This window comes from Arthrobacter sp. AD-310, assembly GCF_054656615.1.
On sequence record NZ_BAAHNO010000049.1, the window covers coordinates 15,186 to 27,490 of the forward strand.

Here is a 12,305-nt window from a genome sequence, read left to right on the forward strand (position 1 = left end):
CGCCGAATGTTGTGTCCATCACTTTGCCACCTTTGCGCAAAGTGCGCAACCCCTCTAGCGTGATTCGCGCAACCGTGCCATGATGGTTCCATTCCCGCTACTCCCGGCGGGACCAGCCGATGCAGACGGATGAGAGGAGCAACGTGGCTTCCGTATTTGTGCAGGCCGACGATTTCTCCGGCGCCGCCGAGGTTGGTTACTGCTTTGGGGCGCATGGCTTCCCCGCGCAGATTCTCCTGGGTACGCCCACCGCCTTGGGAGCGGACGACGCCGACACTTCCATTGCGCTGTCCGCCACCAACGTGGTGGTCACCGATACGCATTCGCGCGGGCTGTCCCCGGCGGACGCCGCGGCGCGGGTGGTGGACGCCTTCTCCGGTCCGGGGGCCGCAGGCGCGCAGGTGATGTTCAAGAAGATGGACTCCCTGTGGCGCGGCAATATCCGCGCCGAAGTTGGTGCGCTGACAGGCCTTGGTTTCCATGCCGTGGTGGCGGGCGCCCTCCCCCAGATGCAGCGTGCTGTGGTGGCTGGCCGGCCGCTGGTGGCGGGCACTCCCCTCGCGGAAACGGACCTGTGGCATGCCGAGGCATCGGCCCCGCCGACGGACGTTCCGTCCCTGCTGCGGCCGGTGGATCCGGCGTCGGTGCAAACAGTGCCTCTGGACGAAGTCCGCTCCGGCACGCTGACATCGAAGCTGGCCGGGCTGCTGAACTCCAGCCAGCCCGAACTCGTCGTCACCGACGGCGAAACAGTGCAGGACCTGGAGCGCGTGGCGGACGCCCTGCTGGAGCTCAACTTCCAGGCCGGGGGCCGGCGCATCGTGCTGGTGGGGACCGGCGGCGCAGCTGATGTCCTGGCCCAGCGCCTTGCAGCAAGTGCGCGAAACGCGCAAACTGTGCCAAAAGCTGACGCAACAGCCGCGGAACGGGAAGGGTCCGCGCGGCCGGTGCTCGCCGTCGTCGGCTCTGCGTCCCGGACCGCGCAGGCGCAGCTGGCCCAGCTGGAAGCTAACGGCTTCAAGGTCGTCCGGCTGCACCCGCTCTATGCCGGAGCCAAGGATGCCTACGCTCCCCAACTGGCCCAGGTTATAGCTGATTTGAGGGCAGGTAACCGCGTAGTTATCGGGTTGGCTGCCCAAAAAGTGGACCCGTCTGGCGCAGCACGCATCGTGCAGGCCCTCTCCGGGTTCGCGGCCGAGGCAGCGAAGGCGACCCGGACGGACCTGATCCTCACCGGTGGCGAGACGGCCCGCGAGGTGCTGGATGCCATGGGCCGTTCCAGCCTGGTGCCGCTTGCCGCGGTGCAGCACGGTGCCGTGCTCAGCCGGGCCGACGACGGGACACTGGTGGGCACCAAGCCCGGCAGCTTCGGCGACGACCTCGCCCTCCTGCAGCTTTACGACGAAATCAGGAACCGCCGCGAACACTTCGCGCAGGCCGCCAAACCCCTTCACCGCAAGACTTCCGAACAATCTGGAGTAACAATGACAACCGCTGAAACCGCCCCCTCCCTCCCCTACGTCGCCGTCACCATGGGCGACGGCGCCGGCATCGGCCCCGAGGTCATCGTCCCGGCCGTCCTGGACCAGGGCATCCTGCAGGAGTGCCGGCCCGTCGTGGTCGGCGACGCGCTGCGCCTGCGGCAGGCCGCCGAGATCGTCGGCGTTGACGCCGACATCCAGGTGATCCAAAACGTTGAGGACGCGGTGTTCACGCCCGGCCGGGTGAACGTGATCGACCTGAACCTGCTGCCGGAGGACCTGCCGTGGGGCCAGCTCTCCCCCGTCGCCGGGCACGCCGCGTATGAATACATCCGGGTGGCCAGTGAGCTGGCGATGGCCGGGAAGGTGCAGGCCATCTGTACCGCGCCGCTGAACAAGGAGGCGCTGCATGCCGCCGGGCACATCTACCCCGGGCATACCGAGCTGCTGGCGCACCTGACCGGCACCGAGGAAGTGTCCATGATGCTCTCCACGCCCAAGATCCGGGTGATCCACGTGACCACGCACATCGGGCTCATGGACGCGATCCGCAAGATCAACCCTGACCTGGTGGAGCGCACCATCCGCCGCGGGCACGAGGCGCTGGTCCGGGCGGGCATCCCGAACCCGAAGATCGGTGTCTGTGCCATCAACCCGCACGCGGGCGAGAACGGCCTGTTCGGCCAGGGCGAGGAAGCCGAGAAGATCGAACCCGGTGTGAAGGCCGCTCAGGCTGACGGGATCAACGCCGTGGGCCCGCTGCCGGCGGACACCCTGTTCTTCCTGGCCGGCCGCGGCGACTACGACCTGGTGGTCGCCATGTACCACGACCAGGGCCACGGGCCGGTGAAGGTGCTGGGCATCGAGGCCGGTGTGAACATCACGGTGGGCCTGCCGGTCATCCGCACCTCCGTGGACCACGGCACCGCGTTCGACATCGCCGGCAAGGACATCGCCGACTCCCGCTCCATGGTGGAGGCGCTGCACCAGGCGGCGGAGATGGCCACCCGGCCGGCCGTGGCCGTGTAGGTCGCCGGTTTGATTGGGGGCCGGAACTAGCATGGGTACCACTGCCACCGCCATACCCACGGGGAGGAGACCCGGAATGCTGTCCGCAAACGAGCGGCGCGAGGAGATCTACCACCTTGCCGTGACCACCGGCCTGGCCTCTGTGGAGGAGCTTTCGGCCAAGTTCGAGGTGACCGCGTCCACTATCCGCCGCGACCTCGCCCTGCTCAACAGCCAGGGGCGGCTGGCCCGGACCTACGGCGGTGCCATGGCGCTGGGCGCACACCCGGAGGCGTCGCTGCGGCAGCGCACCGGCGAGGCGTTCGAGCAGAAGCACGCGATCGCCCGCTGGGCGGCGTCGGTGATCCAACCCGGGGAGAACATCCTGCTCGACGCCGGCTCCACGGCGGGTGCGCTGGCGCACGAGCTGCGCGGGTTCGGTCCGCTGTCCGTGACCACGCCGGGCATCAACACACTGCAGGAGCTGGCCGATTCGGAGGGCATCGAGGTTGACTGCCTGGGCGGCAGGCTCCGCGGTGTCTCCCAGAGCTTTGTGGGGCCGCTGGCCGAGGCGGCGCTGGAGCGGATGAGCTTCGACCGGGTGTTCCTGGGCGCCGACGCTGTCACCGCCGAGGACGGCATCTGCGAGGCCGACCACGCCCAGACCCGGCTCAAGGAACTGATGGCCCGCCGCGGGCGGGACGTCTACGTCCTGGCGGACTCGTCCAAGCTGGGCCTTCGCCCGTTCCACGCCTGGGCGCGCTTGGCCCTGCCGTGGACCTTGGTGACGGACGACGGCGCCGACCCCGCCCAGGTGCAGAAGTTCCGCGACGCCGGGATCCAGGTTCAGGTGGCGGCCGTCGCCGGTTGAGCCCGGAGTTAGGGGCCAGCGGAAACTGGGGGAAAACTGCGCCAAACCTGGGGCAGCGGCCCGGATCCTCCCTATACGATCCCTACAGCTTGGAATATGGGTTCCACGGCCGAAGGCAACACCCCCTATCGGTGCCGGGGCATCCTCCGCCGCCGGGGTCCTTCGCGACATGTTCGATGACGTTATCGCCGCGGTCGCGCTGCCTGGCGTGGTCGCCGTTGCACTGGGCATTGCGGCAGCCAGCACCGCCAGCAGGGATATTCGTCGCAGGGATCCGGTACGACGCTTCACCCGGCAGCAGCGCCGCGAAGGGATGACCCGAGCCGGCAGCCTGTGTGAGCTGGAAGCTGGATTCGGACGGCGCTGCGGCCGCCCGGCGGAACACGGCGACCATTTCTACCCGTGGTCCAAGGGCGGTTCCACCAGTCTGCAGAACTTTGTTGCAGCATGCGCCAGGTGCAACCGTGCCAAGCGTGCCCGGATCCCGTCACCCGGTGAGCAGCGCCGGATGGAACGACGACGGCGGGAGTACCTGCCGCCGTCATCCTCCGTCAGCGTGGGCGAACGCCAGCCGCTGCCCTGACCGGAGGGTAGGCTGCTTCTACAACGATTGAAATCGCTGAATGGAACGGAGACGCCCATGCACGCCGTGCTCGAGTACACCTACGAGGACAACTACCTCGAAACCCGCGAAAAGTACCGCGCTCTCCACTTGAAGGAGGCGTGGGAGGCAGTGGAACGGGGTGAGCTTCTGCTGGGCGGGGCTGTGGGTGAAGGACCCTTCACCGGGCTGCTGATCTTCACCGGCGGGAATGCACTTGAGGCGGCAAAAGCCTTTGCAGCCGCCGACCCCTATGTCGCCGCTGGCGTCGTGACGTCGTGGACCGCCCGCCCGTGGACCACCGTGGTGGGCAAAGAGGCCGCCACACCCGTCCGCCCCTGACACCCTGGCGCCTATTTTGGCGCCGGGCGCGTCCCGGAGTCCGTGCCATCGCCGGTCGTTGCAACGAAGTTCCAGTCGAAGGACCCGTCGCCGCGCAGCGTCAGCCGAAGGAACCCATGGGTGTCATCGATCCGTTTCTCGCTGTACCGGGGACTGCTGGTGAACTCGCGGAGGTCGGTGCCTCCCGTGGACACCTGGAAGGCCGTCATCCCGTCCTCAACACACCGGTCCGAAGCGTTCACCGGGCAGGACCGTTCATAGTTGTGCTGCGACCCTGACAGGGTCAGCCGGACCCGGTGCTTCCACATGACATTGATCCACGGCTCGTGGTCGGCGGCCCGCTTGTGGGCCTCCGTGTTCGATGTGAAATAGGGCTCGTGGTACACCACAGCCAGGTGCTTGCCCGCCGCCTTGGCATCCCCGAGGTCCTTGTCCAGCCAGTCCGTCGCCTCCCTGGCCCGCTTCGGGTCGTGTTCCCAGAGCGCGGAGGACAGGAACGCGAAGTGCCAGTTCCCGAAGTCCCGGGAATAAGGCTGGCCGTTTGAGATGAAGCCAAGTTCCTCGTTGGCCGCAGCCTTCGCCGTTGAACCGGGGCACTGGCCGTTCATGAAGTTGTCCAGGTCCGTGTTGCGGCCGGGTTCCCAGTCGTGGTTCGGTGCCGACACCCAGTACAGCTTGGGCATCGTGCCGCCCCACAGCCGCTCCCAGTACTCCACGTAGTCCTTACAGTAGGCGGTGTCGTACTGGAAGTCGCCGAGCCCCAGGAACGCGTCGATCCCGTTGTCTTCGACCAGCTGGGTGATCGCCGCAGCGTTCCGTCCGGACGGGCTGTCCGGGTCAACGTTTTCCGGGGGGTTCATGTCGCCCACAGCCGCGATGTGGACGTCCGGCACCGGGGACGGCGGCCCAGGCGGGTTCGGCGGATTTGTGCAGCCCGAGGCAAGAACCACAAGCGCCGCAGCAAGGGCGGCCGCACGCTGAAGGGGTTTCTGGCGGCGGCTGGCTGGCTGCATCCGGTAACCCCTTCGAGAAGCCGGACTGACGGGCACTTTCGATACTCCTAAGGCCCCAATCGGCTGTCAAGACGTAAAATGGGTCATGGCGCTCTTCCCCATCATCGGGCTCCTCCTCTGGATTGCATTTCTTTTTGCCGTCGTGGTCCTGTGCGGCGTCGCATGGGTCCTGGGCAGTTCAGTCCTCGGCGTGCTGGAACTCGTCGGGAGACACGGAAAACGGTCACGGCAGGCTGTGGGCCGTCCTCCGCGACAAGCCCCGCCGGCGCCGGTAAACTCCCGGCCGCGGACCGCCCCGTCCCCAACCCGCCGGACGCCGTCGACAGCCGCCACGGCGCCGCCGGCCCAGTCCCACAGCAACAGCCAGTCCGACATCTGGCCCAAATGGACCCCGTCCCACCGCCTCTACAAGGACTATGAGCTTGCCCTGTGGCAGGAGCAGTTCGACGCCCTGAACTCCCGCGGATAGCACCCGCAGCCGCAGTCCTGTACTTCACAGCTGTAACGCGCGAATAACGCCCCGGGGGGTGTAATGCCCTCGGGGCTGGCCTTGGTGCGAAGGCGTGCGCAAATGGCAGGTTCCACCCCGACGGCGTCGGGCCGGATCTTCATCAGCTACCGGCGGGAGGAAACCGCCTATCCGGCCGGCTGGCTGTACGACCGGCTCGCGGACCGCTACGGCAACGGCCAGGTTTTCAAGGACGTGGACTCCATCCAGCTGGGCGACGACTTTGTCGAGGCGATCACCCGGGCGGTCGGCTCCTGCGACGTTGTGCTGGTGCTGATCGGCGACGAGTGGCTCACCATCACCGATGAGCAGGGCCGGCGCCGGCTGGATGATCCTGACGACTTTGTCCGCCTCGAAATCCAGGCCGCCCTGACTCGCAACGTCCGGGTGATCCCCATCCTGGTGGACAGGGCCACCATGCCGCGCCCGGAGGAGCTGCCCGACAGCCTCGCCAAACTGGTCCGCCGGCAGGCCCTGGAATTCAGCCCGGCCCGCTTCGAGTTCGACACCAGCCGGCTCTTCAAGGTGCTGGACGGGACCCTCGCCGAGGTGCGCAGGAACCAGGACGACGACGGCGTGAACACCGTCCCGGCCGGACCGGCACCGAAGGCTGCCGCTCCCCGGCCCGTGGCGGCTTCGGCGCGCACGGACCGCGATGTAACCCCGGCCAGGCAAAGCGACGTGCCCGGAAAACGCCAGGTGTCGCTCTCCCGCCGGGCCCTCATCGTTGGCGGTGTCGCCGTCGGCGCAGTCCTGCTCCTGCTGATCGTCCTCCTCATCGCCAACTTCCAGTCCCGGACCTCACCAAGCGCCAACCCGGGCGCCAACCCCGGCGGCCAGGCCGGAGCGGGCGCCGGGGGCGGAGGCGCAGGAGGCGGCATCGACGTCGACGGCTCCACCGTGACGAGCGGGGACGGGCTGCAGCTGACCGGGCTGCAGGCCACAAGCCGCAGCGACCCCGCCTCTCCCCGCGTGGGTGACACGGTCACGGTCAGTTATGCCCTGACCAACACCACGGACGGGCCGCTGCAGCTCGAATACACGTTCGTGGGGGCGCGGGACGCCGCGGGGGAACACCACGACACGGAAGACATGAATGAAGGAAAAGTCCTCGCACCCGGCGAGACCGTCACCGCGCAGGGGCGGGTCCTCATCAGCAGTCCCGGCACCTGGGAAATGTGGCCCTGCTATGTGCTGACCGGGGAACGCTTCTGCCCGGACAAGTGGCAAGTGTTCTTCGTCCTGGCCGAGTAGCCGGCTGCAACGGAATGGGAAGCGGATGGCGCGCCGCGGAGACGATGCAAGGGACGACGCTGCAGTACCTGCCCGGCCCGTCAAAGCTGTGCCACAGCCTGCCGCGAAGGACCCGACATGGGAGCGCCTGGAGGACCAGATCCGTTGGTATGACCGCAAGAGCGGAGACAACCAGCGCCGCTACAAGTGGCTCAAGCTGGTGGAGCTTGCCGTGGCCGCGGCTCTGCCGGTGGTGGCAGGTACCGGCAGCCCGGTGCTGCTGACGGGAACGCTCGCCGCCGTCATCGTCGTCCTGGAGGGTGCCCAGCACCTCTACCAGTTCCAGGAGCGGTGGATCACGTACCGGGCCACAGCCGAGGCCCTCAAGCACGAACGCTACCTGTACCTCGCCAAGGCAGGGCCGTACCTGCACGCGGACCGGCACCAGCAGCTGGCCGAGCGGATCGAGGGGCTGATCTCCCAGGAGCACGCCAAGTGGACGGCCAGCCAGCAACAGGCCCCCGACACATCCGGCGGCTGAGCCTGTCCAAACCAAACCCGGCGGTTGAGCCTGCCGGGACACGGGCATATCCTGCATCCAGACCTGCGGGAACACCCTCAACCGGGAGATGCGACATGGAGATGCCCAAGGCCACCGAGGAAGACAAGGAGCGCTTCCGGCAGGTCATGCCGGACCATCCGGATGTTGTCGTCAAGCCCATGTTCGGCAACCTGGGCGCGTTCGTGAACGGCAACATGTTTGCCGGGCTGTTCGGGCCCGTCATCGGGGTCAAGCTCTCGGACGATGACCGGGTAATGCTGGAATCCTCGGAGCGGACCGTGCCGTTCGGTCCGGCGGACCGGCCCATGGCCGGTTACTCAGGGCTCCCGGAGGTGTGGAACGAGGAGGGCGACGGCGACGACGCGCGGGCACGGGCGTGGACCACCAAGGCCTACGAGTACGTCGCCACCCTGCCGCCGAAAGAGCCCAAACCCAAGGCCGCCAAAAAGTAGCCGCGCAGCACCGGTTCCAAACCCCATTGCGCGGCGGGGCCACCGGCGTATCGTTCTTGCATGGAACCGATTCGGGTCATCTTGCTTCCCGGTGCAGTGCTTCCCGCGGACCTGGCATACGGGCCGCTGATCCAGGCCCTGGGCCCTGAAGTGGAGGCCGTCGCCAAGGACCTGGAGCTCTACAAAGGCGACGAACCGCCGTCGGGCTGGACCTTGGATACGGAGGTCGACGGCGTCCTGCGCGAGGCTGACGCGCGCGGGTGGCAGACCTTCCACCTGGTTGGCTATTCAGGCGGCGGTGCCGCCGCGCTGGCGTTCGCGGCCAAGCATCCCGACCGGCTGCAAAGCCTGGCCGTGCTGGAACCGGCGTGGGCGGGCAATTGGGACTGGAGCCCCGCGTACACGGAACACCGGAAGAAGTACGCAACGCTGGAGGTCCTTCCTCCAGCACAGGTCATGCCGGCCTTTATGAGGCTCCAGGTCAGGCCCGACGTCGTCCTGCCGCCACCGGAGCCCGGTCCCCCGCCGCAGTGGATGGCCAAGCGGCCGGCGGGCATCCGGGCCTTTCTGCGCACCTTCAAGGACTACGACCTGGACCGGTCAAAGCTGGCAGCCTTCACTAAGCCGGTGTTTTTTGCCCTGGGTGGCCTGAGCCATCCTGACGACGCCGGCGACGTCGCGGCGCGCCTGGCCCGGGTGTTCTTCCCGGACTTCCACCTGGAGGTCTTCCCCAGGCGCCATCACTTCGACCCGCCGCACCGGGTGGAGCCGAAGCGGCTGGCGGAGGGGCTCCGCCGGCACTGGGCGTCCGCGGAAGGGCAGGAAGCGCGGCCCGGGTCGGTCGAAGCCCGCTCTGCCTGACCCGGACGCTGCTACCTGACCCGGCGCTGCTAACTGGAGGAGGGCTCGCCAGCGGGCCGGGAGTAGGAGGACCCGGACGGTGTCCGTTCCAGCAGCCCGAAGTCGACCAGGTAGCGGCGCAGCAGCACCACGTCGTCGGTGTAGCTGAGCAGCCTCTCGTTGACCTGGCGTTCGCTGAGGTCCTCACCCTGGCGGATGGCGTCGCTGGCCACCCAGGCCAGGAGTTCGCGGCGTTCCGTCCTGCTGGCCGGGTACCTGTCGATCCGGCCCAGGCGCAGGAACCGGGCCACGCCCGTCTTGGGCTGCCGTGGCTGCTGCGAGAGGAGGTCCCGGAAGACCGTGCCGGTCGCCTGCAGTCCGGCGCCGGTCTGTTCCACAAGTCCCGCCTCCAGCAGGACGGCGACGGCCTTGGTACGGCGTTGCTCCTTCACACCTGGCAGCAGGTCGGCCGGGTTGGTGGCGCCGAGGACTACCTGGGCGTACGCGGTCCGAGCGTCGTCGCTTGCGAGCGCGGCCATCACCCGGCGCCAGTGCGGGCCGCTCTGGCCGGACAGCGCTGCACGGTCAGCGCGCACCGATTGACACCCCGGAAGAAGCCATGGCTCAGTATTGCACCGTGGCGGGAAAATGCCAGCCCGGGACAAGTGCGCCGCCGCACCCGCGGCGCGTGCCGCCGTCGTACGTTAATGCTCCTCAGCCGGCGCTGGGACGGTGTACGGCGCTGGGGCGGTGTGCCTTGTGCTGCCGGCCCTGGCGGGCGATGAAGGCGTAAACGATCAGGCCCACCCCGGCCAGGATCATGACCGCCGGCACGGCGAAATCCACGGGGATGAACTGCGCCACGGACTGGAGCGCGAAAATCACGCCCAGGACAACCAGGACCGAGGCGGGGATCAGCGGCCACATCATCCGACTGGTCCGGCCGGACATGGTGACCGGGACCAGGGAAAGCAGCCCGAACGTGGCTGCGAGCCCCAGGAACAGGATGGCGGCGACGCCGGTGCCCTCGAACCCCGGCGGAAGTGCCACGATGACGGCCAGCGTGAACATGACCCCGGCCGGGATCAGTGCCCACCAGTTGGCCCGCTCACGCAGGTACACGGCCGAGAAGCCGCCGCCCATAAAGAGGAACAGGAATGGCGCGCCCGCGCCGCTGTCCGTGAACTGCGAGACGGTGGTGACCGCGGCGAGGCCCAGGAATACCGAGCCGGGGATGGCCGCCCACCAGTTGTCCCGGCTGCGGACGAACAGGGCCAGGAACAAGGCGGAGGCGGCCGCGAAGATCAGCGGGCCCATGAAGGCGGCGCTTTCGACGACGTCGAGCCGGTCGAGCAGCCACATCACCCCCAGCGTCATGAGGACGATGCCCCCGATTATGCTTGCGTTCGCCGATGTCACCGTGTGCCTCCTGATGATTGTTGGGCCGAAGCTGGTTCTTGGGTCGGAGCTGATTTTTGGGTTGGAGCCGTGCCGTTGACCCGTGCGGTCATCGGGCACGCCGGCCCTACCCTCAGGCTAGGGCTGGCGCTGGAGAAGGAAGTAGGGCACAAAGCCCCGGCATTCACCCCTTCGGCGACTAGACATTCACCGGCGCTCCCCACGGCCTACCCGGCACGGCTTCAACAGGGCGGGGCCCGGGCCGTTTGGACGAGCACTGCATGGATGTGAGATGCTTCACAGGTTTTGTGTGCTGTGCGCCACTGCGTCCATCGACGCCGCGCAGCGCCGATCGCATCACCCACGCTCTTCATGGAGGGAACCCACACTTATGAGCGGTGTTTTGTCAGCTATCAACGACGTGATCTGGAGCGACTGGCTCGTTTACCTGTGCCTCGCCACCGGCGTCTACTTCTCCGTCCGCACCCGCTTCCTGCAAGTCCGGCACGTCAAGGGAATGCTGGAGCAGATGGTCCACGGTGAGAAGTCCGCCTCCGGCGTCTCGTCGTTCCAGGCCCTGGCCATGTCCCTGTCCGGCCGCGTGGGCACCGGCAACGTCGCCGGTGTCGCCACCGCCATCGCCTTCGGCGGCCCGGGCGCCCTGTTCTGGATGTGGACCGTCGCCTTCCTGGGCGCGTCCACGTCCTTCATCGAGTCCGCCCTTGGCCAGGTGTACAAGACCCGCGACCCGCTGACCGGCGAGTACCGCGGCGGCCCCGCCTACTACTTCTCCCGCGCGTTCCGGCACACCAAGGGTGCAGGCTTTTTCAAGGTCTACGGCTACGTCTTTGCCGCCGTCACCGTCCTGGCCTGCGGTGTCCTGATGCCGGGCGTCCAGGCCAACTCGATGGCCACCGCCATCGGCGGCGCCTGGACCGTCGAACCGTGGATTGTCTCGGTCGGCACTGTCATCGTCCTGGCCTTCGTCATCATCGGCGGCGTCAAGCGCATCGCGAGCGTCGCCTCGTTCGTCGTGCCGTTCATGGCGCTCGGCTACATCATCCTTGCCCTGATCGTCGTCATCCTCAACGCCGGCCAGCTGCCGGAAATCCTCGCGCTGATCTTCCGCAGCGCCGTCGGCATGGATTCCGCCCTGGGCGCCATCATCGGCCTGGCCGTGATGTGGGGCGTCAAGCGCGGCGTCTACTCCAACGAGGCCGGCCAGGGAACCGGACCGCATGCTGCCGCCGCGGCAGAGGTGTCCCACCCCGCCAAGCAGGGCCTCGTCCAGGCCTTCGCGGTCTACGTCGACACGCTTTTCGTCTGCTCGGCCACCGGCTTCCTGATCCTCTCCACCGGCGCGTACCGTGTCTTCGCGGGCGGCAGCAAGGACGGCGAGGTCCTGGTCGAGGGCGGCCTGCTCTCGGCCACGGCTACCGTTGGGCCGCAGTTCGTCCAGACCGGCTTCGACTCCGTCTTCCCCGGCGTGGGCGCGGCGTTCATCGCCGTCACCCTGTTCTTCTTCTGCCTGACCACCATCATCGCCTACTACTACATGGCGGAAACCAACCTGCGCTTCCTGCTGGGCAACGCCTCGAACAAGCTGGTTCCGGGCGTCCGGGTCAGCGCTGGCCGGGTCACCACCATGGCCCTGCAGGTGACGATCCTGATCGCCGTCGCATACGGCTGCGTCAACACCGCGGAAAACGCGTGGGTGATGGGCGACATCGGCGTGGGACTCATGGCCTGGCTGAACATCATCGGCATCCTGATCCTGCAGAAGCCCGCCCTGAAGGTGCTGAAGGATTACGAGCAGCAGCGCAAGCTCGGCCTGGACCCGGTCTTCGACCCGCGGCCCCTGGACATCACCGGGGCCACGTTCTGGGAGTCCTACAAGCGGACCGAGCGCGAAAAGGAATCCGCGAACGTCTGATCGCGAACGTCTGAACTGCGGGGCATCCTGCACCGCATCCAGTGCGCCGCGCCGTTCATTCGG

Annotated in this window: 13 protein-coding genes; 10 read left to right on the forward strand and 3 right to left on the reverse strand. The window is 67.7% G+C overall.

The features are described 5' to 3' along the window. Positions 1 to 143 precede the first annotated feature (143 nt). From pdxA to ACYQ1Z_RS19920, 4 genes are all read left to right on the forward strand, one after another. A complete protein-coding gene (gene pdxA / locus ACYQ1Z_RS19905; RefSeq protein WP_459794275.1) occupies positions 144 to 2,510 on the forward strand; it encodes a 4-hydroxythreonine-4-phosphate dehydrogenase PdxA in 2,367 nt (788 codons plus the stop codon). A gap of 76 nt (positions 2,511 to 2,586) precedes the next feature. Further along, positions 2,587 to 3,360, forward strand: a complete 774-nt coding sequence (locus ACYQ1Z_RS19910; RefSeq protein WP_459794276.1) for a DeoR/GlpR family DNA-binding transcription regulator — start codon at positions 2,587 to 2,589, stop codon at positions 3,358 to 3,360. 169 nt (positions 3,361 to 3,529) lie between these two features. Beyond that, positions 3,530 to 3,943 carry an HNH endonuclease gene (locus ACYQ1Z_RS19915; protein ID WP_459794277.1) on the forward strand — a complete coding sequence of 138 codons (414 nt, stop codon included), beginning with the start codon at positions 3,530 to 3,532 and terminating at the stop codon, positions 3,941 to 3,943. 57 nt (positions 3,944 to 4,000) lie between these two features. Beyond that, positions 4,001 to 4,303 carry a YciI-like protein gene (locus ACYQ1Z_RS19920; protein WP_459794278.1) on the forward strand — a complete coding sequence of 101 codons (303 nt, stop codon included), beginning with the start codon at positions 4,001 to 4,003 and terminating at the stop codon, positions 4,301 to 4,303. Between the two features lie 11 nt (positions 4,304 to 4,314). On the opposite strand, the gene ACYQ1Z_RS19925 is transcribed toward ACYQ1Z_RS19920, so the two are convergent. Continuing rightward, positions 4,315 to 5,316 (reverse strand): metallophosphoesterase family protein, encoded by a 1,002-nt coding sequence (locus tag ACYQ1Z_RS19925; protein ID WP_459794279.1) that lies wholly within the window; start codon positions 5,314 to 5,316, stop codon positions 4,315 to 4,317. Between the two features lie 85 nt (positions 5,317 to 5,401). On the opposite strand from ACYQ1Z_RS19925, the gene ACYQ1Z_RS19930 reads away from it, so the two are divergent. From ACYQ1Z_RS19930 to ACYQ1Z_RS19950, 5 genes are all read left to right on the forward strand, one after another. Next, a complete protein-coding gene (locus ACYQ1Z_RS19930; protein ID WP_459794280.1) occupies positions 5,402 to 5,785 on the forward strand; it encodes a hypothetical protein in 384 nt (127 codons plus the stop codon). A gap of 102 nt (positions 5,786 to 5,887) precedes the next feature. After that, a complete protein-coding gene (locus tag ACYQ1Z_RS19935; RefSeq protein ID WP_459794281.1) occupies positions 5,888 to 7,078 on the forward strand; it encodes a toll/interleukin-1 receptor domain-containing protein in 1,191 nt (396 codons plus the stop codon). A gap of 25 nt (positions 7,079 to 7,103) precedes the next feature. Continuing rightward, on the forward strand, positions 7,104 to 7,598 hold the full coding sequence (locus tag ACYQ1Z_RS19940) for a DUF4231 domain-containing protein (protein ID WP_459794282.1): 495 nt from the start codon (positions 7,104 to 7,106) through the stop codon (positions 7,596 to 7,598). Between the two features lie 95 nt (positions 7,599 to 7,693). Beyond that, a complete protein-coding gene (locus ACYQ1Z_RS19945; protein ID WP_459794283.1) occupies positions 7,694 to 8,071 on the forward strand; it encodes a TfoX/Sxy family protein in 378 nt (125 codons plus the stop codon). A 60-nt stretch (positions 8,072 to 8,131) separates the two neighbouring features. After that, a complete protein-coding gene (locus ACYQ1Z_RS19950; protein ID WP_459794284.1) occupies positions 8,132 to 8,932 on the forward strand; it encodes an alpha/beta fold hydrolase in 801 nt (266 codons plus the stop codon). Positions 8,933 to 8,961: 29 nt separating this feature from the next. On the opposite strand, the gene ACYQ1Z_RS19955 is transcribed toward ACYQ1Z_RS19950, so the two are convergent. Next, positions 8,962 to 9,507, reverse strand: coding sequence for a DUF2087 domain-containing protein (locus ACYQ1Z_RS19955; RefSeq protein ID WP_459794285.1), 546 nt, complete (start codon positions 9,505 to 9,507; stop codon positions 8,962 to 8,964). 118 nt (positions 9,508 to 9,625) lie between these two features. Next, positions 9,626 to 10,330 (reverse strand): hypothetical protein, encoded by a 705-nt coding sequence (locus tag ACYQ1Z_RS19960; protein ID WP_459794286.1) that lies wholly within the window; start codon positions 10,328 to 10,330, stop codon positions 9,626 to 9,628. Positions 10,331 to 10,700: 370 nt separating this feature from the next. Between ACYQ1Z_RS19960 and ACYQ1Z_RS19965 the strand changes: the two genes are divergently transcribed. Further along, positions 10,701 to 12,242, forward strand: a complete 1,542-nt coding sequence (locus ACYQ1Z_RS19965) for an alanine/glycine:cation symporter family protein (RefSeq protein WP_459794287.1) — start codon at positions 10,701 to 10,703, stop codon at positions 12,240 to 12,242. Positions 12,243 to 12,305: the final 63 nt, after the last annotated feature.

Excerpts from the sequence above, each read along its gene's own strand:
- ACYQ1Z_RS19910 (WP_459794276.1), top strand. The coding sequence starts at position 2,587 with ATGCTGTCCGCAAACGAGCGGCGCGAGGAGATCTACCACCTTGCCGTG.
- ACYQ1Z_RS19915 (WP_459794277.1), top strand. The coding sequence starts at position 3,530 with ATGTTCGATGACGTTATCGCCGCGGTCGCGCTGCCTGGCGTGGTCGCC.
- ACYQ1Z_RS19920 (WP_459794278.1), top strand. The coding sequence starts at position 4,001 with ATGCACGCCGTGCTCGAGTACACCTACGAGGACAACTACCTCGAAACC.
- ACYQ1Z_RS19925 (WP_459794279.1), bottom strand. The coding sequence starts at position 5,316 with ATGCAGCCAGCCAGCCGCCGCCAGAAACCCCTTCAGCGTGCGGCCGCC.
- ACYQ1Z_RS19930 (WP_459794280.1), top strand. The coding sequence starts at position 5,402 with ATGGCGCTCTTCCCCATCATCGGGCTCCTCCTCTGGATTGCATTTCTT.
- ACYQ1Z_RS19935 (WP_459794281.1), top strand. The coding sequence starts at position 5,888 with ATGGCAGGTTCCACCCCGACGGCGTCGGGCCGGATCTTCATCAGCTAC.
- ACYQ1Z_RS19940 (WP_459794282.1), top strand. The coding sequence starts at position 7,104 with ATGGCGCGCCGCGGAGACGATGCAAGGGACGACGCTGCAGTACCTGCC.
- ACYQ1Z_RS19945 (WP_459794283.1), top strand. The coding sequence starts at position 7,694 with ATGGAGATGCCCAAGGCCACCGAGGAAGACAAGGAGCGCTTCCGGCAG.
- ACYQ1Z_RS19950 (WP_459794284.1), top strand. The coding sequence starts at position 8,132 with ATGGAACCGATTCGGGTCATCTTGCTTCCCGGTGCAGTGCTTCCCGCG.
- ACYQ1Z_RS19965 (WP_459794287.1), top strand. The coding sequence starts at position 10,701 with ATGAGCGGTGTTTTGTCAGCTATCAACGACGTGATCTGGAGCGACTGG.